The 26,131-nt window shown below is 50.7% G+C and carries 46 protein-coding genes; 7 read left to right on the forward strand and 39 right to left on the reverse strand.

Annotated features, from left to right (window positions below):
• Positions 1–300: 300 nt before the first annotated feature.
• Entirely contained in the window at positions 301–852 is a 552-nt protein-coding gene (locus ACQ3G7_RS24190) for a gamma carbonic anhydrase family protein (RefSeq protein WP_430892776.1), read from the forward strand.
• Here the strand turns inward: ACQ3G7_RS24190 and ACQ3G7_RS24195 are convergent.
• Genes ACQ3G7_RS24195 through dprA form a run of 6 tightly spaced genes read right to left on the reverse strand, consistent with a single transcriptional unit; the run spans position 828 to position 4,620 of the window.
• Complete coding sequence (locus ACQ3G7_RS24195; RefSeq protein WP_430892778.1) at positions 828–1,085, reverse strand: DUF1488 family protein; 258 nt, start codon at positions 1,083–1,085, stop codon at positions 828–830. The two genes, ACQ3G7_RS24190 and ACQ3G7_RS24195, sit on opposite strands and share 25 nt — an antisense overlap.
• The gene (gene aroE, locus ACQ3G7_RS24200) at positions 1,082–1,900 is read right to left on the reverse strand and encodes a shikimate dehydrogenase (RefSeq protein ID WP_430892780.1); all 819 of its coding nucleotides are present in this window, start codon (positions 1,898–1,900) and stop codon (positions 1,082–1,084) included. The genes ACQ3G7_RS24195 and aroE overlap by 4 nt, the downstream gene beginning before the upstream one ends.
• A gap of 4 nt (positions 1,901–1,904) precedes the next feature.
• On the reverse strand, positions 1,905–2,477 hold the full coding sequence (tsaC, locus tag ACQ3G7_RS24205) for an L-threonylcarbamoyladenylate synthase type 1 TsaC (protein WP_430892782.1): 573 nt from the start codon (positions 2,475–2,477) through the stop codon (positions 1,905–1,907).
• Entirely contained in the window at positions 2,467–3,024 is a 558-nt protein-coding gene (locus ACQ3G7_RS24210) for a DNA topoisomerase family protein (protein WP_430892784.1), read from the reverse strand. The genes tsaC and ACQ3G7_RS24210 overlap by 11 nt, the downstream gene beginning before the upstream one ends.
• Before the next feature lie 26 nt (positions 3,025–3,050).
• The gene (gene smg, locus ACQ3G7_RS24215; protein ID WP_263099094.1) at positions 3,051–3,524 is read right to left on the reverse strand and encodes a DUF494 family protein Smg; all 474 of its coding nucleotides are present in this window, start codon (positions 3,522–3,524) and stop codon (positions 3,051–3,053) included.
• Positions 3,496–4,620 (reverse strand): DNA-protecting protein DprA, encoded by a 1,125-nt coding sequence (gene dprA / locus ACQ3G7_RS24220; RefSeq protein ID WP_430892786.1) that lies wholly within the window; start codon positions 4,618–4,620, stop codon positions 3,496–3,498. The genes smg and dprA overlap by 29 nt, the downstream gene beginning before the upstream one ends.
• Before the next feature lie 128 nt (positions 4,621–4,748).
• Between dprA and def the strand changes: the two genes are divergently transcribed.
• The 5 genes from def to mscL all read left to right on the forward strand — a co-directional run bounded on the left by def (position 4,749) and on the right by mscL (position 9,515).
• Positions 4,749–5,258 carry a peptide deformylase gene (gene def / locus ACQ3G7_RS24225; RefSeq protein WP_061492938.1) on the forward strand — a complete coding sequence of 170 codons (510 nt, stop codon included), beginning with the start codon at positions 4,749–4,751 and terminating at the stop codon, positions 5,256–5,258.
• A 21-nt stretch (positions 5,259–5,279) separates the two neighbouring features.
• Positions 5,280–6,227 (forward strand): methionyl-tRNA formyltransferase, encoded by a 948-nt coding sequence (gene fmt / locus ACQ3G7_RS24230; RefSeq protein WP_430892788.1) that lies wholly within the window; start codon positions 5,280–5,282, stop codon positions 6,225–6,227.
• A 47-nt stretch (positions 6,228–6,274) separates the two neighbouring features.
• A complete protein-coding gene (rsmB, locus tag ACQ3G7_RS24235; protein WP_430892790.1) occupies positions 6,275–7,564 on the forward strand; it encodes a 16S rRNA (cytosine(967)-C(5))-methyltransferase RsmB in 1,290 nt (429 codons plus the stop codon).
• 22 nt (positions 7,565–7,586) lie between these two features.
• On the forward strand, positions 7,587–8,963 hold the full coding sequence (gene trkA, locus ACQ3G7_RS24240; protein WP_088237207.1) for a Trk system potassium transporter TrkA: 1,377 nt from the start codon (positions 7,587–7,589) through the stop codon (positions 8,961–8,963).
• A gap of 138 nt (positions 8,964–9,101) precedes the next feature.
• Positions 9,102–9,515 (forward strand): large-conductance mechanosensitive channel protein MscL, encoded by a 414-nt coding sequence (gene mscL / locus ACQ3G7_RS24245; protein WP_061492935.1) that lies wholly within the window; start codon positions 9,102–9,104, stop codon positions 9,513–9,515.
• On the opposite strand, the gene ACQ3G7_RS24250 is transcribed toward mscL, so the two are convergent.
• From ACQ3G7_RS24250 to rpsJ, 31 genes are all read right to left on the reverse strand, one after another.
• Complete coding sequence (locus tag ACQ3G7_RS24250) at positions 9,512–9,724, reverse strand: alternative ribosome-rescue factor A (RefSeq protein ID WP_263099090.1); 213 nt, start codon at positions 9,722–9,724, stop codon at positions 9,512–9,514. The two genes, mscL and ACQ3G7_RS24250, sit on opposite strands and share 4 nt — an antisense overlap.
• Before the next feature lie 57 nt (positions 9,725–9,781).
• Positions 9,782–10,219: a Zn(2+)-responsive transcriptional regulator gene (zntR, locus tag ACQ3G7_RS24255; protein WP_430892793.1), complete on the reverse strand. Its 438-nt coding sequence runs from the start codon at positions 10,217–10,219 to the stop codon at positions 9,782–9,784.
• A gap of 2 nt (positions 10,220–10,221) precedes the next feature.
• Positions 10,222–10,590 carry a DnaJ family domain-containing protein gene (locus tag ACQ3G7_RS24260; protein ID WP_430892938.1) on the reverse strand — a complete coding sequence of 123 codons (369 nt, stop codon included), beginning with the start codon at positions 10,588–10,590 and terminating at the stop codon, positions 10,222–10,224.
• Between the two features lie 108 nt (positions 10,591–10,698).
• Positions 10,699–11,085, reverse strand: a complete 387-nt coding sequence (gene rplQ, locus ACQ3G7_RS24265) for a 50S ribosomal protein L17 (RefSeq protein ID WP_002919206.1) — start codon at positions 11,083–11,085, stop codon at positions 10,699–10,701.
• A gap of 40 nt (positions 11,086–11,125) precedes the next feature.
• Entirely contained in the window at positions 11,126–12,115 is a 990-nt protein-coding gene (locus tag ACQ3G7_RS24270; RefSeq protein ID WP_034461761.1) for a DNA-directed RNA polymerase subunit alpha, read from the reverse strand.
• Positions 12,116–12,140: 25 nt separating this feature from the next.
• Complete coding sequence (gene rpsD / locus ACQ3G7_RS24275) at positions 12,141–12,761, reverse strand: 30S ribosomal protein S4 (RefSeq protein ID WP_003031138.1); 621 nt, start codon at positions 12,759–12,761, stop codon at positions 12,141–12,143.
• Between the two features lie 34 nt (positions 12,762–12,795).
• Complete coding sequence (gene rpsK, locus ACQ3G7_RS24280; RefSeq protein WP_002919257.1) at positions 12,796–13,185, reverse strand: 30S ribosomal protein S11; 390 nt, start codon at positions 13,183–13,185, stop codon at positions 12,796–12,798.
• 16 nt (positions 13,186–13,201) lie between these two features.
• Entirely contained in the window at positions 13,202–13,558 is a 357-nt protein-coding gene (gene rpsM / locus ACQ3G7_RS24285) for a 30S ribosomal protein S13 (protein WP_007369824.1), read from the reverse strand.
• Between the two features lie 146 nt (positions 13,559–13,704).
• Entirely contained in the window at positions 13,705–13,821 is a 117-nt protein-coding gene (gene rpmJ, locus ACQ3G7_RS24290; RefSeq protein ID WP_000868187.1) for a 50S ribosomal protein L36, read from the reverse strand.
• Between the two features lie 30 nt (positions 13,822–13,851).
• The gene (gene secY, locus ACQ3G7_RS24295) at positions 13,852–15,183 is read right to left on the reverse strand and encodes a preprotein translocase subunit SecY (RefSeq protein WP_007369823.1); all 1,332 of its coding nucleotides are present in this window, start codon (positions 15,181–15,183) and stop codon (positions 13,852–13,854) included.
• A 7-nt stretch (positions 15,184–15,190) separates the two neighbouring features.
• Positions 15,191–15,625, reverse strand: coding sequence for a 50S ribosomal protein L15 (rplO, locus tag ACQ3G7_RS24300; protein WP_061492930.1), 435 nt, complete (start codon positions 15,623–15,625; stop codon positions 15,191–15,193).
• A 3-nt stretch (positions 15,626–15,628) separates the two neighbouring features.
• Entirely contained in the window at positions 15,629–15,808 is a 180-nt protein-coding gene (gene rpmD / locus ACQ3G7_RS24305) for a 50S ribosomal protein L30 (RefSeq protein ID WP_001140434.1), read from the reverse strand.
• Positions 15,809–15,814: 6 nt separating this feature from the next.
• The gene (gene rpsE, locus ACQ3G7_RS24310) at positions 15,815–16,315 is read right to left on the reverse strand and encodes a 30S ribosomal protein S5 (protein WP_061492929.1); all 501 of its coding nucleotides are present in this window, start codon (positions 16,313–16,315) and stop codon (positions 15,815–15,817) included.
• 14 nt (positions 16,316–16,329) lie between these two features.
• Positions 16,330–16,683: a 50S ribosomal protein L18 gene (gene rplR / locus ACQ3G7_RS24315; RefSeq protein WP_007369820.1), complete on the reverse strand. Its 354-nt coding sequence runs from the start codon at positions 16,681–16,683 to the stop codon at positions 16,330–16,332.
• Positions 16,684–16,692: 9 nt separating this feature from the next.
• Positions 16,693–17,226, reverse strand: coding sequence for a 50S ribosomal protein L6 (rplF, locus tag ACQ3G7_RS24320; RefSeq protein ID WP_263099088.1), 534 nt, complete (start codon positions 17,224–17,226; stop codon positions 16,693–16,695).
• Between the two features lie 12 nt (positions 17,227–17,238).
• Positions 17,239–17,631 (reverse strand): 30S ribosomal protein S8, encoded by a 393-nt coding sequence (gene rpsH, locus ACQ3G7_RS24325; protein WP_061492927.1) that lies wholly within the window; start codon positions 17,629–17,631, stop codon positions 17,239–17,241.
• Positions 17,632–17,664: 33 nt separating this feature from the next.
• Entirely contained in the window at positions 17,665–17,970 is a 306-nt protein-coding gene (rpsN, locus tag ACQ3G7_RS24330; RefSeq protein ID WP_007369817.1) for a 30S ribosomal protein S14, read from the reverse strand.
• 14 nt (positions 17,971–17,984) lie between these two features.
• On the reverse strand, positions 17,985–18,524 hold the full coding sequence (rplE, locus tag ACQ3G7_RS24335) for a 50S ribosomal protein L5 (RefSeq protein ID WP_001096200.1): 540 nt from the start codon (positions 18,522–18,524) through the stop codon (positions 17,985–17,987).
• A 14-nt stretch (positions 18,525–18,538) separates the two neighbouring features.
• Positions 18,539–18,853 carry a 50S ribosomal protein L24 gene (rplX, locus tag ACQ3G7_RS24340; protein ID WP_007369816.1) on the reverse strand — a complete coding sequence of 105 codons (315 nt, stop codon included), beginning with the start codon at positions 18,851–18,853 and terminating at the stop codon, positions 18,539–18,541.
• A gap of 10 nt (positions 18,854–18,863) precedes the next feature.
• Positions 18,864–19,235, reverse strand: a complete 372-nt coding sequence (gene rplN / locus ACQ3G7_RS24345; protein ID WP_004388611.1) for a 50S ribosomal protein L14 — start codon at positions 19,233–19,235, stop codon at positions 18,864–18,866.
• Between the two features lie 165 nt (positions 19,236–19,400).
• Positions 19,401–19,655 carry a 30S ribosomal protein S17 gene (gene rpsQ / locus ACQ3G7_RS24350; RefSeq protein WP_003031120.1) on the reverse strand — a complete coding sequence of 85 codons (255 nt, stop codon included), beginning with the start codon at positions 19,653–19,655 and terminating at the stop codon, positions 19,401–19,403.
• A complete protein-coding gene (gene rpmC, locus ACQ3G7_RS24355) occupies positions 19,655–19,846 on the reverse strand; it encodes a 50S ribosomal protein L29 (protein ID WP_004388609.1) in 192 nt (63 codons plus the stop codon). Before rpmC ends, rpsQ begins: the two co-directional genes overlap by 1 nt.
• On the reverse strand, positions 19,846–20,256 hold the full coding sequence (rplP, locus tag ACQ3G7_RS24360) for a 50S ribosomal protein L16 (protein ID WP_007369814.1): 411 nt from the start codon (positions 20,254–20,256) through the stop codon (positions 19,846–19,848). The genes rpmC and rplP overlap by 1 nt, the downstream gene beginning before the upstream one ends.
• A gap of 12 nt (positions 20,257–20,268) precedes the next feature.
• Positions 20,269–20,970, reverse strand: coding sequence for a 30S ribosomal protein S3 (rpsC, locus tag ACQ3G7_RS24365; protein WP_000529945.1), 702 nt, complete (start codon positions 20,968–20,970; stop codon positions 20,269–20,271).
• Between the two features lie 17 nt (positions 20,971–20,987).
• On the reverse strand, positions 20,988–21,320 hold the full coding sequence (gene rplV, locus ACQ3G7_RS24370) for a 50S ribosomal protein L22 (protein ID WP_002919773.1): 333 nt from the start codon (positions 21,318–21,320) through the stop codon (positions 20,988–20,990).
• 14 nt (positions 21,321–21,334) lie between these two features.
• Entirely contained in the window at positions 21,335–21,613 is a 279-nt protein-coding gene (gene rpsS, locus ACQ3G7_RS24375; protein WP_001138115.1) for a 30S ribosomal protein S19, read from the reverse strand.
• 16 nt (positions 21,614–21,629) lie between these two features.
• Entirely contained in the window at positions 21,630–22,451 is an 822-nt protein-coding gene (gene rplB / locus ACQ3G7_RS24380) for a 50S ribosomal protein L2 (RefSeq protein ID WP_061492926.1), read from the reverse strand.
• A 17-nt stretch (positions 22,452–22,468) separates the two neighbouring features.
• Positions 22,469–22,771 carry a 50S ribosomal protein L23 gene (gene rplW / locus ACQ3G7_RS24385; RefSeq protein WP_000617546.1) on the reverse strand — a complete coding sequence of 101 codons (303 nt, stop codon included), beginning with the start codon at positions 22,769–22,771 and terminating at the stop codon, positions 22,469–22,471.
• On the reverse strand, positions 22,768–23,373 hold the full coding sequence (gene rplD, locus ACQ3G7_RS24390) for a 50S ribosomal protein L4 (protein ID WP_007369811.1): 606 nt from the start codon (positions 23,371–23,373) through the stop codon (positions 22,768–22,770). The genes rplW and rplD overlap by 4 nt, the downstream gene beginning before the upstream one ends.
• A gap of 10 nt (positions 23,374–23,383) precedes the next feature.
• Positions 23,384–24,013 carry a 50S ribosomal protein L3 gene (rplC, locus tag ACQ3G7_RS24395; RefSeq protein WP_061492925.1) on the reverse strand — a complete coding sequence of 210 codons (630 nt, stop codon included), beginning with the start codon at positions 24,011–24,013 and terminating at the stop codon, positions 23,384–23,386.
• Positions 24,014–24,045: 32 nt separating this feature from the next.
• Positions 24,046–24,357, reverse strand: coding sequence for a 30S ribosomal protein S10 (rpsJ, locus tag ACQ3G7_RS24400; RefSeq protein WP_001181005.1), 312 nt, complete (start codon positions 24,355–24,357; stop codon positions 24,046–24,048).
• 377 nt (positions 24,358–24,734) lie between these two features.
• On the opposite strand from rpsJ, the gene ACQ3G7_RS24405 reads away from it, so the two are divergent.
• Positions 24,735–25,193, forward strand: coding sequence for a prepilin peptidase (locus ACQ3G7_RS24405; protein ID WP_430892940.1), 459 nt, complete (start codon positions 24,735–24,737; stop codon positions 25,191–25,193).
• Here the strand turns inward: ACQ3G7_RS24405 and bfr are convergent.
• A complete protein-coding gene (gene bfr, locus ACQ3G7_RS24410) occupies positions 25,190–25,666 on the reverse strand; it encodes a bacterioferritin (RefSeq protein ID WP_430892936.1) in 477 nt (158 codons plus the stop codon). The genes ACQ3G7_RS24405 and bfr overlap by 4 nt on opposite strands.
• Before the next feature lie 72 nt (positions 25,667–25,738).
• Entirely contained in the window at positions 25,739–25,933 is a 195-nt protein-coding gene (bfd, locus tag ACQ3G7_RS24415; protein WP_061706976.1) for a bacterioferritin-associated ferredoxin, read from the reverse strand.
• Positions 25,934–26,131 lie beyond the last annotated feature (198 nt).

The raw sequence follows: 26,131 nt of genomic DNA on the forward strand, positions 1-26,131 counted from the left end.
CGAGGTGGCGTATATTACGCGTTCCTCTTTCAGAGTCAACCCTGATTTTCAGGATTTTTCTCTTTCGTTGTTTCGACTATCTCGTGAAGTGATTCACATTGTCGTGTCAACGGAGGCGCATTATAGGGATCCCAATTTTAAGCACAAGTCTTTTTGCGATCTTTTTTTCTAAGTGCTGTTTTTTCATTCTTTTCGCTGCGATCCCGTACGATCTGCTCAAATAATGATGCGCAAATGGCTTGCAGAAGATCTTTCTTCCGATCAAAGTCATTATCTGGGTCAGTATTTGATGAGGTAATTATGTCTGCTTTACGTCCATATAAAGATCTTTTCCCTCGCATTGGTCAGCGAGTCATGGTCGATGCCACGAGTGTGGTCATTGGCGATGTCCGAATCGCGGACGACGTTGGAATCTGGCCATTAGTCGTGATCCGCGGTGATGTGAATTATGTAGAGATAGGCGCGCGCAGCAATATTCAGGATGGCAGCGTTCTGCACGTCACGCATAAATCATCATCTAATCCTGAAGGCGATCCGCTGATTATTGGTGAAGATGTTACTGTGGGACATAAAGTGATGTTGCACGGTTGTTCTATTGGTAATCGGGTTCTGGTCGGTATGGGATCGATTTTACTTGATGGCGCCATAATAGAAGATGACGTAATGATCGGGGCTGGCAGCCTGGTGCCGCAAAATAAGCGCCTTGAGCGCGGCTATCTTTATCTGGGAAGCCCGGTAAAACAAATCCGCCCCCTGAAAGAAGCGGAAATAGAAGGACTGAAATACTCCGCAAATAACTATGTGAAGTGGAAAGACGAATACATTAATCAGGACAGCCAGACAACGCCCTGATCATCTTCTTCTTGCTGGCGGATACATTGCTCCGCTTCCTCTTCTAAATCCCAACGATATTCACAAAACAGCGCCAGATACTCTTCTGGCGCTGCACTACCAAAACGCCGCGCCAGCACTTCGCCTTTGATTGCACAGATCAGTTGCATGCCGTTGACCAGTGCGGGGAAAAAGACCGCCTGTGCTGCGACGTTCCACTCTTCGCGATCCGGAAACTGAATGGCCTGATTCATTTCGCCAGTTCCAGCTTCAGGGTGTTAATGACGGGTTCAACGTCAGGCAGTACACCATGCCACAACAGCACGGCATGCGCAGCTTGTCCCACCAGCATTCCCAGACCATCGGCACAATTCTTCGCGCCCAGTTTTTCGCACCAGGTAAGGAATGGCGTATTCCCCTTCTGATAAAACATGTCGTAGCAATATGTCTGAGGATGAATGATGGCTTCTGGCAATGCGGGAATGTCCCCACCAATACCGCTGGAGGTAGCATTAATGATGAGATCGAATTTATGGTCGGACAAATCATCCATGGCTACCGCATCAACACTTCCCGTATGGGCGAAGAGTCGGGCCAATTCTTCTGCCCGAGACCCTGTACGATTAGTGATGGTTACCGCGCAGCCCAGCGAAAGCAAAGGAAGCAATACACCGCGCGCAGCACCACCCGCGCCGATCAGCAGAATGCGAAAACCCGGGCGGATAAATGCCAGACGTTCGAGATCGCTCAGCAGGCCAATTCCATCCGTGTTGTCTCCAAGCAGGCGTCCATCCTCGAGTCGCTTGAGCGTATTGACCGCTCCTGCAAGCGCCGCACGTTCGGTCAGTTCATCAGCGCGAGCAAAGGCTTCTTCTTTGAAGGGCACCGTAATATTGGCCCCTTTTCCGCCACCGGCAAAAAAAGCCTCCAGCGTATTTACAAAGTCATTCACCGGCGCAAGCACACGGCCATATTGGTGCTCAATACACAGTTGCGTAGCGAACTGCTGATGAATAAAAGGCGATTTGCTATGCGCGATGGGATTACCAAAAACTGCATAGGATTCCATATGATTACCCCTGACGGAAAAGTTCACCGGTTAGAGCATCCCGGATTTCAGAAGGATTTTGTCGCCCCCCCGTTGGCGCATCAATGACCGGGAAATCCGCACCGAACTGCTCAGCCACTTCTTTTGCGGTTCGGCAAGGCGGTAAACCAGACAAGTTAGCGCTGGTCGATACCAACGGCTTGCCATACGCCTCACACAGAGCAATAACATCCGGGTGATCGGTAACACGCACGGCCAGCGAGTCGAAACGGCCTGTCAGCCAGCGAGGCGTCGTAGACTTCGCCGGGAAGACAACAGTCACCGGGCCGGGCCAGCAGGCAAAAATCGTCTGACGCTGCGCGTCGGTCAGCATGCTGTCATCAATATAGGGTTTCAGTTGTTCAAAGCTTGCAGCAATCAGGATCAATCCTTTTTCTACTGAACGTTGTTTCAATTCAAGCAGGCGATGAACCGCGATTTCGCTGTCCGGGTCGCAACCGACACCGAAAACAGCTTCTGTTGGATATGCGATGACGTATTCTTTATTCAGAACCTCTACCGCCGCAGCGATGGGGTCTGTTGGCAGGTTATTCTTCACGAGTTTGTTCCGCCGTTACCGGCTGTCCACATTGTTTACTGGCGCAAAAGCATTTAACACCCTGCGCGGTTTTCTTTTCTATAAGTAGCGGGTAGTGGCACACCGGGCATTCGCCCGCCACTGGTTTGAAATTGATGACAAACTGGCAGTCTGGATAGCGATCGCAGGAATAGAAGGTCTTACCATATCGGGAACGGCGCTGCACCAGGTGCCCATTTTGACATTGCGGGCAGGTTATTGCCGTTTCGTCGGGTTTATCAATCAGCTCTGTATGTTCACACTCAGGATACTGGCTGCAACCAATAAACATACCAAAACGCCCCTGACGCAGCACCATGCTAGCGCCGCATTCAGGACAAACATGTCCTTCCAGAACTTTAACGATATGTCCGTCCGCCTGGCTCTTCAGGGGGCGTACATAATCGCATTCCGGATAATGTGAGCACCCGAGAAACGGACCGTGTTTCCCGGAGCGAATAACAAGTTCAGCCCCGCATTGTGGGCAGGGCTCATTGTTACGCACCGAAAACAGTGCTGATTTGGCCATAACGACTCTTGAAGCTGCAAAAATGATTAGTGCAGCATACCTTCATTCACTTCAAAGAGTAATTCTTCCATTTGCTGGTATGCGTTCTCGCATCCTGGAATGTTGAAGAGCACCATCAGAATGACCCATTTCAGATCTTCCAATTCGAACTCTGCCGTATCCAGCGCCAGCACACGTTCAATCACCATTTCTCGCGTTTCGAGGTTTAGCACCTGGATCTGCTCGAGGAATAATAAAAATCCCCGGCAACTGGCATCCAGCCTTTCGCACTCTTCCGCAGTATAAATACGTACAGAGAGCGGATCAGAAGCAAGCTGCATCGGTTCGACAAGGCCTTCCTGATAATCAGCCAGCTTTTCCAGCCACAGAAGTGCATTGTAGATGTCTTCACGATCAAATCCGGCGTCGGTAAGATCCCGTTCCAGTTTGTCTTGATCCACACGCATTTCAACTTCGTTATGGATGTAAGTCTCAAACAAGTACATTAGTACGTCGAACATGGCTTGCCCTCCTCAATCGGACATAGCCGCCGGGTACAGCTGCGATCCATCCTGCTAACTCCAGTTCGAGCAATTGTGCTGCAGTAACTGGCACAGGTTGGCCGGCACGTTCAGCGACGACGTCAACAGGTGTTACCTCATCTCCTACGTTAGCCAGGAGCTCAGGAAATGGCAATGCCGCGCTTTCTTGATCTGATGAATAAATTGTTTTTTCGCGTGATTCAGGCAGCCAATTGAGATCATTTTGCAAATTTTCGAGGATCTCTTCTGCCGACGTCACTGGTGTTGCCCCTTGCTTGATTAACCAATGGGGCCCTTCACTGCCAGGGCTACCAATCGGGCCAGGCAGAGCAAACACTTCACGCCCTTGTTCAAGCGCAGCGCGGGCGGTGACCAGGGAACCGCTGCGCACGGCAGCTTCGACGACGAGCACACCCAGGCTAAGCCCACTAATAATCCTGTTGCGGCGGGGAAAGTGCCCTGGCAGAGGCGGCGCCTGCAAAGGAAATTCTGATACCAGGGCTCCACCTCCCTCGATCAGTTGTGCAGCGAGCGATGCATGCCGACGTGGATGAATGTGATGTAAACCATTTCCCAAAACAGCAATGCTCTTTCCATTCGCATCCAAAGCAGCACGATGAGCAACGCTATCGATCCCTAATGCCAGCCCGCTGGTGATCGTTAATCCATTGGCAGCAAGTATCCCACAAAAGATCCGCCCCCAGCGTTCGCCATACCACGAGTGCGCCCGACTTCCAACAACCGCCAGTTGTTTTGTTTTTAGTACCGAAAGCGTCCCCTTAACAAAGATCGCGCCAGGGTAATCATCCGTCGCGCGAAGTGACATGGGGTAGGCCTCATCGCTGGCAAGAATTAAATGATGATTCGATGCAGCAAGCCAGGAAAGGGTTCGCTCAAGTTCACTCTGTTTGAGCGAAAAAAATCGTCGGATCTGCGCGGCGGTCAAACCAAGGTGCTGAAATGCAGCTGGCGTATACTCCTGATTCTGCAACAGCCATTGAGCCGTATTTAGCCATCGGTCGCCGCACAAATCGCCAACCTGCATTAAACGCAGACAAATCTCCGTGGATGTCATCCTTCCTCCCTGCCACAAGCCGCCCCGGCAATCCTTGCGATTGGTCACCGATGCTGTCAATCGGAAGGGGATTTGTCTAGAATAGAGGTAATATTCTCTCCAACTCCTGAACACGACTCTGGATATTTATGGCAGTTTTGCATGTGTTACATATTCCGGACGAGCGTCTTCGCAAAGTCGCTACGCCGGTAAAAGAAGTGAATGCGGACATCAAGCGTATCGTCGATGATATGTTTGAAACGATGTACGCAGAAGAAGGCATTGGCCTGGCTGCAACCCAGGTAGATATTCATCAGCGCATTATCGTTATTGATGTGTCAGAAAATCGCGATGAGCAACTGGTACTGATTAACCCGGAACTGCTGGAAAAAAGCGGTGAAACAGGTATCGAAGAAGGCTGCCTGTCAATTCCGGAACAGCGCGCACTCGTTCCTCGTGCTGAGAAAGTAAAAATCCGCGCGCTGGATCGTGACGGAAAAACATTTGAGCTGGAAGCTGACGGCTTGCTGGCAATCTGTATCCAGCATGAAATGGATCATCTGGTAGGCAAATTGTTTATCGATTATCTGTCGCCAATGAAACGTCAACGTATTCGTCAGAAAGTTGAAAAACTGGATCGCATGAACGCCCGTGCGTAAAGCGGGCTGAAAGGGATAAACGTGTCAGAATCGCTACGTATTATTTTCGCCGGCACCCCAGACTTTGCAGCGCGTCATCTTGACGCGCTGCTGTCTTCTGAGCATCAGATAGTCGGGGTATTCACCCAGCCCGACCGCCCGGCTGGCCGTGGAAAAAAACTGATGCCCAGCCCGGTTAAAGTGGTGGCAGAAGAAAAAGGTCTGTCTGTGTTTCAGCCGGTGTCATTACGCGCGCAGGAAAACCAGCAACTGGTCGCCAACCTTAACGCTGATGTGATGGTTGTGGTGGCCTATGGATTGATTCTCCCCAAAGCCGTACTGGAAATGCCGCGTCTTGGCTGTATCAATGTTCATGGCTCATTGCTTCCACGCTGGCGCGGTGCTGCACCTATTCAGCGTTCATTGTGGGCCGGCGACGCAGAAACTGGCGTTACCATCATGCAAATGGACGTTGGCCTGGATACCGGAGATATGCTGTACAAACTCTCCTGTCCTATCACTGCCGAAGATACCAGTGCTACGCTGTACGATAAACTGGCTAAGCTCGGCCCTCAGGGGTTGCTCGACACGCTGCAGCAGTTAGCGCAGGGGCGGGCCGATCCGCAGGTGCAGAATGAAGCGCTGGTCACCTATGCAGAAAAACTGAGCAAAGAAGAAGCGCGTATCGATTGGTCCCTGAGTGCGGCTCAACTTGAGCGATGCATTCGCGCATTTAATCCGTGGCCGATGAGCTGGCTAGTGATTGACGAGCAGCCGATCAAAGTATGGAAAGCGTCAGTGATTCCATCATCCACAACTGCGGTTCCTGGCACAGTTCTCGAGACGTCGAAAGCCGGTATCCAGGTTGCAACGGCTGATGGCATATTGAATCTGGAATCGCTACAGCCCGCAGGCAAAAAAGCCATGAGCGCGCAAGATCTACTCAATTCGCGGCGGGAGTGGTTTGTTCCCGGTAACCTTCTGGCCTGATATTGATTTTTAGCCCGGTTCTGCCGGGCATTTTTATTTTTATCCTTATGAAAAAACAATTCAATTTACGCAGTATGGCCGCACAGGCCATCGAACAGGTAGTGGAACAAGGGCAATCGCTCAGCAATATTCTGCCGCCGTTACAACAAAAAGTATCCGATAAAGATAAAGCACTGCTGCAGGAACTGTGTTTCGGTGTGTTACGCGTATTACCACAGCTCGACTGGCTGATTAATAAGCTGATGTCGCGCCCGATGACCGGCAAACAGCGCACAGTACATTACCTGATCATGGTTGGATTTTACCAGCTGCTGCATACTCGCATTCCTGCCCATGCCGCGCTGGCAGAAACGGTTGAAGGCGCAGTAGCCATCAAACGACCGCAACTTAAGGGACTGATTAATGGCGTATTACGCCAATTTCAACGCCAGCAAGAAGAGCTGCTGGCTGAATTCGCCAATAGCGAAAACAAGTATCTGTTCCCGACCTGGCTGCTAAAACGCCTGCAAAAAGCGTATCCGCAGCAGTGGCAACCTATTGTTGAGGCCAGCAATCAGCGGCCCCCCATGTGGCTGCGCGTGAATCGCCAGCACCATACACGCGATAGCTGGCTGGCGCTGCTGGAAGAAACCGGCCTGCACGGCTTCACACATCCAGACTATCCTGACGCTGTGCGTCTGGAAACTGCAGCGCCCGTTACGGCCCTGCCGGGGTTCACAGAAGGATGGGTGACCGTACAAGATGCATCTGCGCAAGGGTGTATCCCGTTCCTTGCTCCTGAAAACGGCGAACGGATTCTCGATCTCTGCGCTGCACCAGGGGGTAAAACCACGCATATTCTTGAAGCTGCGCCGGATGCCGACGTACTTGCTGTGGATATTGATGAGCAACGCTTGTCACGCGTTTATGACAACCTGAAACGGCTGGGTATGAAGGCGCAGGTGAAACAAGGCGATGGGCGTTTTCCGGCCCAGTGGTGCGGAGACGAACAATTTGATCGCATTCTTCTGGATGCGCCATGCTCCGCAACTGGCGTTATTCGCCGCCATCCGGACATTAAATGGCTGCGTCGTGAGCGCGATATTCCGGAGCTTGTACAGCTTCAGTCCGAAATTCTGGACGCTATCTGGCCACATCTGAAAACGGGCGGTACGCTGGTATACGCGACCTGCTCAATTCTTCCGGAAGAAAATAGTTTGCAGGTTGCCACATTCCTGACCCGGACACCGAATGCGAATCTCAGCCAGACAGGTTCGCTCGATCAGCCCGGGCAACAAAATCTGCCTGGCAAGGAAGAAGGCGATGGCTTCTTTTACGCTAAGATAATCAAACAGTGATGAGAGCAGCGGGTCACAACAGATGAAGATAATTATTCTGGGTGCAGGGCAAGTCGGCGGCACGCTGGCGGAAAACCTGGTCGGTGAGAATAACGATATTACCGTTGTCGATACCAATGGCGATCGCCTGCGCAGTCTGCAGGACAAATTCGATCTGCGTGTTGTACAAGGGCATGGTTCACATCCACGCGTGTTGCGCGAGGCAGGCGCTGATGATGCGGACATGTTAGTAGCAGTTACCAGTTCAGACGAAACCAATATGGTTGCCTGCCAGGTTGCCTACTCGCTGTTTAATACGCCAAATCGTATCGCCCGAATCCGTTCGCCGGACTATGTTCGCGATGCGGATAAACTCTTCCATTCTGAAGCCGTGCCAATCGATCATTTGATTGCTCCGGAGCAACTGGTCATCGACAGTATTTATCGCCTGATAGAATATCCGGGCGCGCTGCAAGTGGTGAATTTTGCCGAGGGAAAAGTGAGCCTGGCAGTAGTAAAAGCCTATTATGGCGGTCCACTTGTCGGTAACGCACTGTCGACTATGCGCGAACACATGCCGCATATTGATACCCGCGTCGCCGCGATATTCCGCCACGATCGCCCTATCCGTCCCCAGGGGTCAACAATAGTGGAAGCTGGCGATGAAGTATTTTTTATTGCCGCATCACAGCATATACGCGCCGTAATGAGCGAATTGCAACGACTGGAAAAACCCTATAAACGCATTATGTTGGTGGGTGGCGGAAATATTGGCGCGGGTCTTGCGCACCGGCTGGAAAAAGATTACAGCGTGAAACTGATCGAACGCGATCAGCAACGCGCAGCGGAACTGGCGGAGAAACTGCAAAATACCATCGTCTTTTATGGTGACGCTTCGGATCAGGAATTACTGGCGGAAGAGCACATCGATCAAGTTGATCTCTTTATTGCCGTTACCAACGATGACGAAGCTAATATCATGTCTGCGATGCTTGCCAAACGCATGGGGGCCAAAAAAGTGATGGTGCTGATCCAGCGCCGCGCCTATGTCGATCTGGTGCAGGGCAGTGTTATCGATATCGCAATCTCTCCTCAGCAAGCGACTATTTCTGCGCTGCTTAGCCACGTCCGCAAAGCAGATATCGTTGGTGTTTCTTCACTACGTCGTGGTGTCGCTGAGGCGATTGAAGCGGTCGCCCACGGAGACGAAACCACTTCACGCGTTGTGGGTCGTGTGATTGACGATATCAAACTGCCGCCGGGCACGATTATTGGGGCTGTCGTGCGAGGTAATGATGTCATGATCGCCAATGATAATTTACGTATTGAGCAAGGCGACCACGTAATTATGTTTTTAACCGATAAGAAATATATTACTGACGTTGAGCGTTTGTTCCAGCCTAGTCCATTTTTCCTGTAACCACCCGGGCGCCGCTAAAAGCGCCTTTTTTATCCCTTTCTTTATAAGGGGTAATAAATCCCGTGAATTATTTCCATAAATGGAATTTGATCGGTATTTTGTTAGACTTACCGTGACAGCCTGCACATGGAGAGAGATATGAGCATTTTAAAAGAGTTCCGTGAATTCGCGATGCGCGGAAATGTTGTAGATTTAGCCGTCGGTGTGATCATCGGTGCAGCTTTCGGCAAAATAGTGTCGTCTTTGGTCGCTGACATCATTATGCCGCCGTTGGGATTATTAATTGGCGGAATCGACTTTAAATCGTTCGCACTGACATTGCGTGATGCGCAAGGTGATGTCCCTGCAGTCGTCATGCATTACGGTGTGTTTATCCAGAACATATTTGACTTTATTATCGTCGCTTTTGCTATTTTCATTGCGATTAAGCTGATCAATAAGCTGAAACGCAAGCAAGAAGAAGAGCCAAAGGCACCACCGGCACCGAGCAAAGAAGAAGTGCTGCTGAGCGAAATCCGCGATTTGCTGAAAGAACAGAATAACCGGAGTTAAGCTGAAACAAGAAGGGCAGTGGTAAAGAAGCGATTCGCTTGTTTGCCACTGCCCTCCTGAAAACCTCGTTTTTGATGTTTGTTTTTTCGCAGATAGCTTCCTTTCCCTTTCTTATTCTTCTCAACCCGTTGCCTGAATAGTGGGTCATGTAAGAGTGCCTCAATGGCGTTATCGTTGATCTGCCCCTTCGTATGCTGATAGCGACTCATAACTACTCCAGATTGTGTGTTTGAACGCGCGGAGTGTAGACCCCTCTGCGCAGAAGATCAACGGGCAGGTGAACCGGTACCATTACCTGCACTCGCGCCTTGTTCAAGCGCCTCAAGAATAGAACAATAAACACTGCTGTGCGCCGTACCGCAGCAGGCATCGTTGAGCTTCTGCAATGATCGACGCATGGCCTGCAGCTCGTCAATTCGTGCTTCGACTTCACTTAAACGGGCCTGCACAATGCTTTTCGACTCCTGGCAAGTATGATGCTCGGGATCAATGCGGATAGATAACAGTTCGCGAATCGATCCCAGAGTGAAACCCAACTGTCTGGCATGACGAATGAACTTAAGGCGCTGCAGATCTTTATCTGTATAAAGACGAAAGCCACCTTCCGTACGCACTTCGTGATCCATCATCTGCTGTTTCTCGTAATAACGGATCGTATCCGGCGTAACATCAGCCAGCTTTGCAATCTCACCAATGCGATACATGGCTACTCCTCATTAATTTTATGCAGTAACTTCGTCGCGTACTCACCACGCAGAAAATCGGTGCTTAATCCTGCTTGCCGCAGTTTCAGTTCAATTAACGCCAGTCGACGTTGCAGTTCATGGTGCTGTGGATGATCAGGCTGGACAGTATGGAGAAGATCAACAAACGCAACAGCTTCTTTGCGATACTCCAGCTCCGGAGGAAGACAGCCTGCATTTTTCAGCAAACGATATCCGGCACGCAACTCAGGCGGAATGTGCGAGTCATCGTCCAGCATCAGTGGCTCACCTCTGCCCGGTAGATTATCAAACTCACCTTTTTGTTGGGCGTCAAGAATATGTCGTTCTGCCCACTGATCAAGCAACCACATCATTGGTCTCCAGAGGGATGAACAAAAAGATATGCATATTGTAGGAAAGAGGTGGAACGGGGGATATAAAAAAACCCGCCGAGGCGGGTCTTTTTACGTTACTACAGATTACTCTGCAGCAGCTTCTGCTTTCGGCTCGGCGCGATCAACCAGCTCGATGTAAGCCATCGGAGCATTGTCACCAGCACGGAAGCCACACTTCAGAATGCGAGTGTAACCACCGGCACGGCTCGCGAAACGCGGGCCCAGCTCGTTAAACAGTTTTGCCACGATCTCGTTATCACGAGTACGGGCGAATGCCAGACGACGATTAGCAACGCTATCAGTCTTGGCAAGAGTAATCAGCGGCTCAACTACGCGACGCAGCTCTTTGGCTTTCGGCAGAGTCGTCTTGATGATCTCATGACGAACCAAAGAACCTGCCATGTTACGGAACATGGCCTGGCGATGGCTGCTGTTGCGGTTCAGTTGACGACCACTCTTACGATGGCGCATGACCTTATCCTTCTCAGTAAAACCTTAACCTGTGATCCGGTTACTCGTCAGCAATGCTTGCCGGTGGCCAGTTTTCCAGGCGCATGCCCAGAGACAAACCACGTGAAGCCAGCACGTCTTTAATCTCGGTAAGAGATTTTTTACCCAGGTTCGGCGTTTTCAGCAACTCAACCTCGGTACGCTGTACCAGATCACCGATATAGTGGATAGCTTCTGCCTTGAGGCAGTTAGCAGAGCGGACAGTCAATTCCAGATCGTCAACAGGGCGCAGCAGGATCGGATCGAATTCTGGTTTCTCTTCTTTGACTTCCGGCTGACGTACATCACGTAAGTCAACGAAAGCTTCCAGTTGTTCTGCCAGGATGGTTGCCGCACGACGAATCGCCTCTTCAGGATCGATTGTGCCGTTGGTTTCCATTTCGATGACCAGCTTGTCCAAGTCGGTACGCTGTTCAACACGTGCTGCTTCAACATTGTAGGCAATACGCTCTACAGGGCTGTAGCACGCGTCTACCAGCAGGCGGCCGATCGGGCGCTCATCTTCTTCCGAATGAATTCGGGCAGACGCCGGCACATAACCACGACCGCGCTGAACTTTGATACGCATGCTAATAGATGCGTTTTCATCGGTCAGGTGGCAGATCACATGCTGCGGCTTGACGATTTCGACATCACCGTCGTGGGTGATATCGGCTGCGGTCACAGGGCCAATGCCAGATTTATTCAGAGTAAGAATAACATCATCTTTCCCCTGAACTCTCACCGCCAGCCCTTTCAGGTTGAGCAGGATTTCAAGGATATCTTCCTGAACGCCTTCTTTGGTGCTGTACTCATGAAGTACACCATCAATCTCAACCTCTGTCACCGCGCAACCCGGCATCGATGAGAGCAGAATACGGCGCAGTGCGTTACCCAGAGTATGGCCAAAGCCACGCTCTAAAGGCTCAAGGGTCACCTTGGCGTGCGTCGAACTCACTTGCTCGATATCTACCAGGCGCGGTTTTAGAAACTCTGTCACAGAACCCTGCATTGTGTCCTCTCTTTGGTACTAAGCTTTACTTGGAGTAAAGCTCGACGATCAGGTGTTCGTTAATGTCCGCAGACAGATCAGAACGCTCCGGCTTACGCTTGAACGTACCTTCCATCTTGCCAGCATCAACTTCCAGCCAGGTTGGCTTTTCACGCTGCTCAGCCAGCTCCAGAGCGGCTTTCACGCGAGATTGCTTTTTCGCTTTCTCACGAATGCTAACCACGTCATTCGGACTAACCTGGTAAGAAGCGATGTTAACAACACGACCGTTTACCATGATTGCTTTGTGGCTAACCAGCTGACGTGCTTCTGCACGAGTGGCACCGAAGCCCATACGGTATACAACGTTGTCCAGACGACCTTCCAGCAGACCCAACAGGTTTTCACCAGTGTTGCCTTTCAGACGTGCTGCTTCTTTATAGTAGTTACGGAACTGACGCTCCAGCACACCGTAGATACGGCGAACTTTTTGCTTTTCACGCAACTGCACACCATAGTCAGACAGACGCGGTTTACGCGCACCGTGCTGGCCAGGAGCTTGTTCAATTTTACACTTGGTATCGATCGCGCGAACGCCAGACTTAAGGAACAGGTCTGTGCCCTCACGACGGCTCAGCTTGAGCTTAGGACCCAAATATCTTGCCATTTTCTTTCTCCAACAATCCTAGAAAACGAGCGCGTTATACGCGACGTTTTTTCGGCGGACGACAACCGTTGTGAGGGATCGGAGTCACATCAGTAATATTAGTGATGCGGAAACCAGCGGCGTTCAGTGCACGAATAGTAGATTCGCGACCCGGACCCGGTCCCTTAACCATAACTTCCAGATTCTTGATGCCGTATTCTTTTACGGCTTCAGCGCAACGCTCTGCCGCAACCTGAGCTGCGAACGGAGTGGATTTGCGAGAACCACGGAAACCGGAACCACCGGCTGTTGCCCAACCCAGCGCGTTACCCTGACGATCAGTAATAGTAACGATGGTGTTGTTGAAAGAAGCATGGATATGAGCCACGCCGTCAGAGACTTGTTTTCTTACACGTTTACGTGCACGAATTGGTGCCTTTGCCATTATTCAATCACCCCGATTATTTCTTGATCGGTTTGCGCGGACCCTTACGGGTACGTGCGTTGGTCTTGGTACGCTGACCGCGAACCGGGAGACCACGACGATGACGCAAACCGCGATAGCAACCAAGATCCATCAGGCGCTTGATGCTCATGCTAATTTCACGGCGCAGATCACCTTCAACGACAAATTTGGCAACTTCGTCACGCAGCGTGTCGATTTGTTCTTCAGACAGCTCACTGATCTTAACATTTTCAGCGATGCCCGCAGCAGCCAGAATGGCTTGAGAGCGGGTTTTGCCGACACCGTAGATCGAAGTTAATGCGATCACAGCATGTTTCTGATCAGGAATGTTAATGCCTGCTATACGGGCCACTATGCACTCCTATAATTTTACTTGCACGCCCCATGCTGAAAAGCCCGTTTTCAGGATACTCAAATGGAAACGTACAGACATACAAAAGATTGGCTGGCTAATCTAGCCAGCTCAACCCAACTTTGCAAGAAAAATATGCGAAATAATCAGCCTTGGCGCTGTTTATGCTTCGGCTCGGCACTGCAAATCACACGGATGACGCCATCACGTTTAACGATTTTGCAGTTACGGCATAATTTCTTGACGGAAGCACGAACTTTCATTTTTACTCTCCGTAACTTCTCGGGCGACCATTAACGACCGTAGCCTTTCAGGTTCGCCTTCTTCAATGCAGACTCATACTGACTGGACATCATCAGAGTTTGCACTTGAGCCATAAAGTCCATAATCACGACGACAACGATAAGCAGTGAGGTTCCACCGAAGTAGAACGGTACTTTCATCGCATCACGCATGAACTCCGGGATCAGGCAGATAAAAGTAATGTAGAGCGCACCGACCAGAGTCAGGCGGGTCATTACTTTATCGATATACTTCGCCGTTTGCTCTCCCGGACGAATTCCTGGTACAAATGCACCGGACTTCTTCAGGTTATCTGCTGTTTCACGCGGGTTGAAGACCAACGCCGTGTAGAAGAAACAGAAGAAGATGATTGCAGACGCATAGAGTAACACATAAAGCGGTTGCCCAGGCTGCAAATACAGCGAAATTGTTGTCAGCCAGTTCCAACCGGTACCGCCCCCGAACCATGACGCGATGGTAGCTGGGAACAGAATAATACTGGAAGCGAAGATTGCCGGGATTACCCCCGCCATATTCACTTTCAGCGGTAAATGTGTGCTCTGAGCAGCATAGACTCGACGGCCTTGCTGACGTTTGGCGTAGTTTACCACAATGCGGCGTTGACCACGTTCAACGAATACAACAAAGAACGTCACAGCAAATACTAATACTGCAACCAACAGCAACAGGAGGAAGTGCAGGTCGCCTTGACGCGCTTGCTCGATAGTATGGGCAATGGCTGGCGGAAGGCCCGCCACAATGCCAGCGAAGATAATGATCGAGATACCGTTACCGATACCGCGTTCAGTGATCTGTTCGCCGAGCCACATCAGGAACATCGTTCCTGTGACCAGACTGACAACAGCGGTGAAGTAGAATGCAAAGCCTGGATTCATTACCAGGCCCTGCATACCAGGCATATTCGGCAGACCAGTAGCAATACCGATCGACTGGAATATAGCCAACACCAGAGTACCGTAACGGGTGTACTGGCTGATCTTACGACGACCAGACTCCCCTTCTTTCTTCAATTCCGCCAGGGCCGGATGAACGACCGTTAGCAGTTGGATAATAATCGATGCCGAGATATACGGCATGATACCCAATGCGAAGATAGAAGCACGGCTTAAAGCACCACCAGAGAACATGTTGAACATTTCAATGATGGTGCCACGCTGTTGTTCAAGCAGTTTGGCAAGTACAGCGGCATCGATACCAGGGATCGGAATAAAAGAGCCAATACGGAAAACAATCAACGCACCGATAACAAACAGCAGTCTGCGTTTCAGTTCGCCAATTCCACCCTTGGCACTTTGAAAATCTAATCCCGGTTGCTTAGCCATCTGCTACTTATTCCTCAATTTTACCGCCAGCAGCTTCGATAGCAGCACGAGCGCCTTTCGACACGCGCAGGCCACGAACAGTTACCGGACGAGCAACTTCACCAGCCAGGATCACTTTCGCGAACTCGATCTGGATGCCGATAATGTTAGCCGCTTTCAGCGTGTTCAGGTCTACTACGTCGCCTTCTACTTTAGCCAGATCTGACAGACGAATTTCTGCCGTGATCATTGCTTTACGAGAAGTGAAACCGAATTTCGGCAGACGACGATACAGAGGCATCTGACCGCCCTCGAAACCGCGACGTACGCCACCGCCAGAACGAGATTTCTGACCTTTGTGACCACGACCACCGGTTTTACCGAGGCCAGAACCGATACCACGACCCAGGCGTTTACCCGCCTTTTTGGAGCCTTCGGCCGGAGACAGAGTATTTAAACGCATCTCTTACTCCTCAACTTTAACCATGAAGGAAACCGCGTTGACCATACCACGAACCGCAGGAGTATCCTCACGTTCAACAGTATGACCAATACGACGCAGACCCAGGCCAAGCAGCGTTGCCTTGTGTTTCGGCAGACGACCGATTGCACTGCGGGTTTGAGTGATTTTAATAGTCTTTGCCATGGTCAATTACCCCAGAATTTCTTCAACGGATTTACCACGCTTGGCAGCGACCATTTCCGGGGACTTCATATTCGCCAGGCCATCAATAGTTGCACGAACCACGTTAATCGGGTTAGTGGAACCATATGCTTTAGCCAGTACGTTATGAACCCCAGCGACTTCCAGAACGGCGCGCATTGCACCACCGGCGATGATACCGGTACCTTCGGAAGCCGGCTGCATGAAGACACGAGAACCCGTGTGAACACCTTTAACCGGGTGCTGCAGGGTGCCGTGATTCAGCGCGACGTTAATCATATTGCGACGGGCTTTTTCCATCGCTTTCTGGATCGCTGCCGGAACTTCGCGAGCTTTACCGTAACCAAAACCGACGCGGCCATTACCATCCCCTACAGTCACAAGAGCTGTGAAGGAGAAAATACGACCACCCTTTACGGTTTTAGATACGCGGTTTACCGCGATCAGCTTTTCCTGCAGTTCGCCAGCTTGTTTTTCGATGTGAGCCATCTTACACCTCTACCTTAGAACTGAAGGCCAGCTTCACGAGCAGCATCTGCCAGTGCCTGGACGCGACCATGATATTGGAACCCGGAACGGTCAAAGGACACATCTTTAATGCCTTTTTCCAGAGCGCGTTCAGCTACAGCTTTACCCACAGCTGCGGCCGCGTCTTTGTTACCGGTGTACTTCAGTTGTTCCGCGATAGCTTTTTCTACAGTAGAAGCAGCTACCAGAACTTCAGAACCATTCGATGCGATTACCTGGGCGTAAATATGACGCGGGGTACGATGTACCACCAGGCGGGTCGCACCAAGCTCTTTGAGCTTGCGGCGTGCGCGGGTCGCACGACGGATACGAGCAGATTTCTTATCCATAGTGTTACCTTACTTCTTCTTAGCCTCTTTGGTACGCACGACTTCGTCGGCGTAACGAACACCCTTGCCTTTGTAAGGCTCAGGACGACGGTAGGCGCGCAAATCAGCTGCAACCTGGCCGATAACCTGTTTATCAGCGCCTTTCAGCACGATTTCAGTTTGAGTCGGACATTCAGCAGTGATACCCGCCGGCAGTTGATGGTCAACAGGATGAGAGAAACCCAGTGCCAGGTTTACAACATTCCCTTTAACCGCTGCACGATAACCTACACCAACCAGCTGCAGCTTCTTGGTGAAGCCTTCGGTAACACCGATAACCATTGAGTTCAGCAGGGCACGCGCGGTACCAGCCTGAGCCCAAGCGTTCGCGTAACCATCACGCGGACCGAAGGTCAGAACATTGTCTGCATGGTTAACTTCAACAGCATCGTTAAGGGTACGAGTCAGCTCGCCGTTTTTACCTTTGATCGTAATAACCTGACCGTTGATTTTTACGTCAACGCCGGCAGGAATAACGACCGGTGCTTTAGCAACACGAGACATTTTTTCCTCCGATTAGGCTACGTAGCAGATAATTTCGCCACCAAGACCAGCCTGGCGCGCTGCACGATCAGTCATAACACCTTTTGAGGTAGAAACAACTGCGACACCCATACCACCCATAACTTTCGGCAGCTCATCTTTTTTCTTATAGATGCGCAGACCAGGGCGGCTGATACGCTGAATGCTTTCTACCACAGCTTTACCCTGGAAGTATTTGAGAGTCACTTCCAGTTCCGGCTTGATGTCGCCTTCAATTTTGAAATCTTCAATAAAACCTTCTTCCTTCAGCACGTTGGCAATTGCCACTTTCAGCTTGGAGGAAGGCATGGTGACCGCAGCTTTGTTCGCGGCCTGACCGTTACGGATACGGGTCAGCATATCCGCGATCGGATCTTGCATGCTCATCTGTCTTTACTCCCGTGATTCAATTGGTGACAATTACCAGCTAGCCTTTTTCAGACCCGGGATTTCACCGCGCATAGCGGATTCACGGACCTTGATACGGCTCAACCCGAACTTCCGCAGGAAACCATGCGGACGACCAGTTTGACGGCAGCGGTTACGCTGACGAGACGGGCTGGAATCACGCGGCAGACTCTGCAGCTTGAGAACAGCGTTCCAACGATCTTCGTCGGAAGCGTTCACATCAGAAATGATCGCTTTCAGTTCAGCGCGTTTCGCGAAGTATTTTTCAGCTAAAGCTACGCGTTTAACTTCGCGTGCTTTCATAGATTGCTTAGCCATGAAGTAACCCTACCTTACTTGCGGAACGGGAAGTCAAAGGCAGCCAGCAGAGCACGGCCTTCTTCGTCAGATTTCGCAGTAGTGGTAATGGTAATATCCAAACCACGCACGCGGTCGACTTTATCGTAGTCGATTTCTGGGAAGATGATCTGCTCACGGACACCCATGCTGTAGTTACCACGACCGTCGAAAGACTTAGCGGACAAGCCACGGAAGTCACGGATACGCGGTACAGCAATAGTGATCAGGCGCTCAAAGAACTCCCACATGCGTTCGCCACGCAGAGTCACTTTACAGCCGATCGGATAGCCCTGACGGATTTTGAAGCCCGCAACAGATTTGCGCGCTTTGGTGATCAACGGTTTTTGACCGGAGATTGCTGCCAGGTCAGCTGCTGCGTTATCCAGCAGTTTCTTGTCAGCGATCGCTTCACCAACACCCATATTCAGGGTGATCTTCTCGACCCGAGGGACTTGCATGACAGAATTGTAGTTAAACTCAGTCATGAGTTTTTTAACTACTTCGTCTTTGTAGTAATCATGCAGTTTCGCCATCGTACTACTCCAAATTACTTGATAGTTTCGCTGTTAGACTTGAAGAAACGGACTTTTTTGCCGTCTTCGAATCTAAAGCCTACACGGTCAGCCTTGCCGGTTGCCGCATTGAAGATTGCAACGTTAGAAACCTGAATAGCAGCTTCTTTTTCAACGATGCCGCCTGGTTGGTTCAGGGCCGGAACCGGCTTCTGATGTTTTTTAACCAGGTTGATACCTTCAACAATGATCTTGCCGGAAGACAGGACATTTTTTACTTTACCGCGCTTACCTTTATCTTTACCGGTTAACACGATAACTTCGTCATCACGACGGATTTTAGCTGCCATGATTCGCTCCTTAGAGTACTTCTGGTGCCAGAGAGATGATTTTCATAAACTTCTCAGAACGAAGTTCACGAGTAACCGGCCCAAAAATACGCGTACCGATAGGCTGCTCGCTGTTGTTGTTCAGAAGAACACAAGCATTGCCATCGAAGCGAACGACAGAACCGTCAGGGCGACGAACACCCTTCTTGGTGCGCACCACTACCGCCTTCAGCACATCACCTTTTTTGACCTTACCACGCGGAATTGCTTCTTTAATGGTGATCTTGATGATGTCGCCGACGCCTGCGTAGCGACGGTGCGAGCCACCCAGAACCTTGATACACATTACGCGACGTGCACCGGAGTTGTCGGCGACGTTCAGCATAGTCTGTTCTTGGATCATTTCAGTGCTCCGCTAATGTCAACTACTACTGAAGACCCCAGAATCAGGGTCGATAAAAAGCCCCATATCGGGGGCGCAGCATTATAACACCGCTTCCCTGATATGGGTAGAAAAAATAAACGGCCCATCGCTGAGCCGTTTATTCGTTAGAGAACGCGTACTGTATTACAGAACAGCTTTCTCTACAACGCGAACCAGCGTCCAGGACTTAGTCTTGGACAACGGACGGCATTCGCGGATTTCAACCACGTCGCCGGTACCGCATTCGTTGTTCTCGTCGTGTACGTGCAGTTTGGTCGTACGTTTAATGAATTTACCGTAGATCGGGTGTTTCACGAAACGTTCGATAGCTACAACAATGGATTTCTCCATTTTGTCGCTAACAACACGACCTTGCAGAGTACGGATTTTATCGGTCATTACGCACCCGCCTTCTCAGTCAGTAAAGTCTTAACGCGTGCGACATCACGACGCACTTGCTTCAACAGGTGAGTCTGTTGCAGCTGGCCACTTGCCGCCTGCATACGCAGGTTGAACTGCTCGCGCAGCAGGTTAAGCAGCTCGGTGTTCAGCTCTTCAACGCTCTTTTCACGCAGCTCTTTTGCTTTCATTACATCACCGTCTTAGTTACAAAGGTGGTTTTAATCGGCAGTTTTGCTGCTGCCAGCTCGAAGGCTTCACGGGCCAGCTCTTCCGGAACGCCGTCCATTTCATACAGGACTTTACCCGGCTGAATCAAGGCAACCCAATACTCCACGTTACCTTTACCTTTACCCATACGAACTTCCAGCGGCTTCTCGGTGATCGGTTTGTCCGGGAATACACGGATCCAGATCTTACCTTGACGCTTAACAGCACGAGTCATAGCACGACGTGCTGCTTCGATCTGACGAGCGGTCAGACGACCACGGCCAACAGCTTTCAGACCGTAAGTGCCGAAGCTCACATCCGTGCCCTGCGCGAGACCACGGTTGCGGCCTTTGTGCACTTTACGGAATTTTGTACGCTTTGGTTGTAACATCAGCGACGCTCCTTATTTACGGCCTTTACGCTGCTGCTTTTTAGGTTGAGCAGCCGGTTTTTCCGGTTGTTCAACTGCAGCCATACCACCAAGGATCTCACCTTTGAAGATCCACACTTTTACGCCGATTACACCGTAAGTGGTGTGCGCTTCAGAGGTGTTGTAGTCGATGTCAGCACGCAGAGTGTGCAGCGGAACGCGACCCTCACGATACCATTCGGTACGTGCGATCTCAGCGCCGCCCAGACGGCCGCTAACTTCAACTTTGATACCTTTAGCGCCCAGACGCATTGCGTTCTGTACAGCACGCTTCATAGCACGACGGAACATAACACGACGTTCCAGCTGAGAAGTGATGCTGTCAGCAACCAATTTTGCGTCCAGTTCAGGTTTACGAACTTCGGCGATATTGATCTGAGCAGGAACGCCAGCGATATCCGCTACGACCTTGCGCAGTTTTTCAACGTCTTCACCTTTCTTACCGATAACGATACCCGGGCGAGCAGTGTGAATAGTCACACGAATGCTTTTAGCCGGACGCTCGATAACGATACGAGATACAGACGCTTTAGCCAGTTCCTTAGTCAGGTACTGACGTACTTTAAAGTCGCTGTCCAGGTTGTCAGCGAATTCTTTGGTGTTCGCAAACCAGGTTGAGTTCCATGGTTTTACAATACCCAGGCGAATACCATTAGGATGTACTTTCTGACCCATTGCTAGTCTCCAGAGTCTCAGCGATCGGACACAACCACAGTAATGTGGCTGGTGCGCTTCAGGATGCGATCTGCACGACCTTTTGCACGCGGCATAATGCGCTTCATGCTCGGGCCTTCGTCTACGAAAATTTTCGCAACTTTCAGATCGTCAATGTCAGCGCCATCGTTGTGTTCAGCGTTAGCAATGGCAGATTCCAGAACCTTCTTGACCAGTACAGCCGCTTTCTTATTGGTGTAGGTCAGAATATCCAGCGCCTGCGACACTTTCTTACCGCGAATCAGGTCAGCAACAAGGCGAACCTTCTGAGCAGAAGAACGAGCATGGCGATGTTGAGCTAAAGTTTCCATCTCTTCCTCCTACCTTATTTCTTCTTCGCTTTTTTATCAGCAGCATGGCCGCGATAAGTACGAGTCGGTGCGAATTCACCCAGTTTGTGACCGACCATTTCGTCGGAAACAAATACCGGAACGTGCTGACGACCATTATGGACAGCGATGGTCAAACCGATCATGTTAGGAAAGATCGTTGAACGACGGGACCAAGTGCGCAGGGGCTTCTTGTCTCCGCTTTCCACCGCTTTCTCTACCTTCTTCAGCAAGTGCAGGTCAATAAAAGGACCTTTCTTGAGAGAACGTGGCATGGCTTATCCTCTAAAATTATTTGCTACGGCGACGTACGATGAATTTATCAGTACGCTTGTTGCTGCGGGTCTTCTTACCTTTGGTCTGCAGGCCCCACGGGGATACCGGGTGCTTACCAAAGTTACGACCTTCACCACCACCATGTGGGTGATCGACTGGGTTCATCGCGGTACCGCGAACGGTCGGACGAACACCACGCCAGCGTGCAGCACCTGCTTTACCCAGAACGCGCAGCATATGCTCAGCATTGCCAACTTCGCCCAGAGTAGCGCGGCATTCTGCTTCGACTTTACGCATTTCACCAGAACGCAGACGCAGGGTGACATAAGCACCATCACGAGCAACGATCTGAACGTAAGTACCAGCGGAACGAGCCAGCTGACCGCCTTTACCTGGTTTCATTTCTACGTTATGAACGGTAGAACCAACCGGGATATTGCGCATCGGCAGGGTGTTGCCTGCTTTGATTGCAGCATCAACGCCAGACTGAATCTGGTCGCCAGCTTTCAGGCCTTTCGGGGCCAGGATGTAACGGCGTTCGCCGTCTTTGTACAGAACCAGCGCGATGTTCGCGGAACGGTTCGGATCGTACTCAAGACGTTCAACAACTGCCGGGATACCATCTTTGTTGCGTTTGAAGTCAACAATACGGTAAGCCTGCTTGTGGCCACCACCGATATGACGAGTGGTGATACGGCCATTGTTGTTACGACCACCGGATTTGCTGTTTTTTTCCAGCAACGGAGCAAACGGTTTGCCCTTGTGCAGCTCAGGGTTAACCACTTTAACTACGTGGCGACGACCCGGAGATGTCGGTTTACATTTAACAACTGCCATTGTATTACTCCTCCGACTTACTCAGCGCCGCCGACGAAGTCCAGATTCTGGCCTTCTTTCAGGGTGACGTAAGCTTTTTTCCAGTCGCTACGACGACCGATACGCTGTCCGTGACGTTTAACTTTCCCTTTAACTACCAGGGTGTTAACGACTTCGACTTCGACTTCAAACAGTTTCTGCACAGCAGCTTTGATTTCTGCTTTGGTCGCGTCTTTAGCAACTTTGAGAACGATGGTGTTTGTTTTTTCCATCGCAGTAGACGCTTTTTCAGAAACGTGCGGTGCACGCAGCACCTTCAGCAGACGTTCTTCACGAATCATGCCAGCATCTCCTCAACTTGCTTAACAGCATCAGCAGTCATTACGACTTTGTCGAAGGCGATCAGGCTAACCGGGTCGATACCAGTCGCGTCGCGAACATCAACCTTGTGCAGGTTGCGCGCGGCCAGGAACAGGTTCTCGTCCAGCTCACCGGTGATGATCAGCACATCTTCCAGAGCCATGTCTTTCAGTTTCTGAGCCAGCAGCTTGGTTTTCGGTGCTTCAACAGAGAACTGCTCGACAACGATCAGACGATCCTGACGTACCAGTTCGGACAGGATGCTTTTCAGCGCGCCGCGGTACATCTTTTTGTTAACTTTTTGACTGTGGTCCTGCGGACGCGCAGCGAAGGTCACGCCACCAGAACGCCAGATCGGGCTCTTGATAGAACCAGAACGAGCGCGGCCGGTGCCTTTCTGGCGCCACGGTTTTTTACCGGAACCAGTTACTTCAGCACGGGTCTTCTGAGCACGAGTGCCCTGACGAGCACCAGCTGCATAAGCAACAACAACCTGGTGTACCAGCGCTTCGTTAAAGTCACGACCGAAGGTAGTTTCGGAAACAGTCAGCGCGCTCTGCGCGTCTTTCAATACTAATTCCATTGCTATCTCCTCACGCCTTCACAGCTGGTTTAACGATCAGGTCGCTACCGGTTGCACCCGGGACAGCACCTTTAACCAGCAGCAGGTTGCGCTCAGCGTCAACACGTACTACGTCCAGGCTCTGAACGGTTACGCGCTCATTACCCAGCTGACCTGCCATTTTCTTGCCCTTGAACACTTTGCCCGGAGTCTGGTTCTGACCGATGGAACCCGGAACGCGGTGAGACAGGGAGTTACCGTGAGTAGCGTCCTGGGTACGGAAGTTCCAGCGCTTAACGGTACCTGCGAAACCTTTACCTTTAGAGGTGCCAGTTACGTCAACTTTTTTAACTTCAGCAAACAGCTCAACGCTAATGTTCTGACCTACGGTGAATTCTTCGCCGTCAGCAAGACGGAATTCCCACAGACCACGGCCAGCTTCAACGCCAGCTTTAGCGAAGTGACCAGCTTCCGGCTTGGTTACACGGTTAGCTTTTTTAGCACCGGTGGTAACCTGGATAGCGCGGTAGCCATCGTTAGCCAGATCTTTAACCTGAGTAACGCGGTTTGCTTCAACTTCGATTACGGTTACTGGGATAGATACGCCATCTTCAGTGAAGATGCGGGTCATGCCCACTTTTTTACCGACTAAACCAATCATTGTTTCAACCTCTCAATCGCTCGATGACCTGATCAACCCAGGCTGATCTGCACGTCTACACCGGCAGCCAGATCCAGACGCATCAGAGCATCAACGGTTTTCTCGGTTGGCTCAACGATGTCAACCAGACGCTTGTGAGTGCGGATTTCGTACTGATCACGCGCGTCTTTGTTGACGTGCGGGGAGATCAGAACGGTAAAGCGCTCTTTGCGGGTCGGCAGCGGGATCGGACCACGAACTTGCGCACCAGTACGCTTCGCAGTCTCGACGATTTCGGCGGTTGATTGATCGATCAGACGATGATCAAACGCTTTCAAGCGGATACGGATTCTTTGGTTCTGCATGAGACCAGAGCTCCAATTATTTATAGACGAAAATAATTACTCCTCACACCCATTACGATTGATGGGGGAGTGTAATCGTTCTTACGTAGCCCCCCAATCGGGGGCATTGTTAGCGGTTAAACCACACCGCCATGGTTCAGATTGAACCAGCCGTCATTTACGACAGGCCCGCGCATTATACGCAAATCCAGCCGCGACGCAAGTGCAGTGTAGAAATTAAGCAGTCTTGCGTGCGGGTTCCGGAGGTCGGTTGCGAATGCAACAGCACCGCACAAATCTTCGCAAACGGCTACGCAATATCACAATTACGCGTTTTCTTTTTTTCCTATGCCCCGGCACCCTCGACTTCACATAGCTCTATTTCAAACAGGGACAATATGCTGATTTTTCTTTCTATTCACCTGGCGATGAATTTGGTTCTTATCCGCTGTGATATGCGTACGGGCCTGCTGCCAGACAGATTCACCTGCCCCCTTTTATGGACGGGGTTACTCTGGCATTGCACCTTACGCCCACCTTTTTTAGCAAACGCGGTTATCGGCGCGATTGCAGGCTACGCAGGCTTTGCGCTGATCTATTGGGGTTACCGTTTCGTACGTCATCAGGAGGGACTTGGCTATGGTGATATCAAATTTCTGGCTGCTCTGGGAGCCTGGCATGGCTGGCAAAGTTTACCTATGCTGGTGTTTCTCGCGGCCCTGCTGGCAGGATGCGCGGTGGTAACGAAAGCATGCTTGAGTCGCAGATTACAGGCACTAAAAAACCCGCTGCCTTTCGGGCCATTTCTGGCAGCAGCGGGTTTGCTGATTGGGTATCACACCATGGGGCTGGGTTAATCTTCAACTTTGATTTGCGACTGCAGGTAGTTCTGCACCCCGATTTTACCGATCAGATCAAGCTCGGTTTCCAGCCAGTCGATGTGATGTTCTTCTTCGGCCAGAATAGTGATCATCATATCGCGACTGACATAATCATGGACACTGTCAGCGTAGGCGATCGCTTCACGCAAATCTTTCGCGCCTTCCAACTCCAGCCTCAGATCAGATTGCAGCATCTCTTCCACATCTTCACCAATCCCGAGCTTGCCTAAATCTTGCAGGTTCGGAATCCCTTCAAGGAACAAAATACGCTCGATGTACTTATCCGCGTGTTTCATTTCATCGATGGATTCATGGTATTCGACATCATTCAGCCGCGTCAGTCCCCAGTTCTTGAACATACGCGCGTGGAGAAAATACTGGTTTATTGCGACAAGCTCATTTCCCAATAATTTATTGAGATAGTTTATGATTTTAACATCACCTTTCATTATGTAGTCCCTCCGCTTCCACTCATTGAAGCGTAGATGGGGCTACAGGGATGTCAAAAAAAAGATAGCGCCTCAGGCGATCTCTTTATATTCCGGGATCTGTGTAAGCTCATCCTGCATAATTTCTCGCGCTGCGCGGATGCACTTACCACATTGGTTTCCTACAGGAACAAACTTGCGAAGCTGTTGAAAGGATTGAGGGTGAAACTGGCGTACAGCCTGGCGAATCTTTTTGTCACTCACACCATTACACAAACAAACGTACATGATCACTCCCGTTCAATTTATGCGCAAAAGTGTAAATGAGAATGGTTATGATTACAATAGCACAAACTGTAAAGCTGTTGCGGGATGGTCCGCAAAATCACGAATAAATATGTCTGTTGCTAAATAGCAGGCAGCAAAAAGGGCGCCGAAGCGCCCTTTTCAATTCAAAGCTAAAAAAATTAGCTCAGAACTTTAGCT

The organism is Kosakonia sp. N21 (assembly GCF_050587465.1).
In the GTDB taxonomy this organism is placed as follows: Bacteria; Pseudomonadota; Gammaproteobacteria; order Enterobacterales; family Enterobacteriaceae.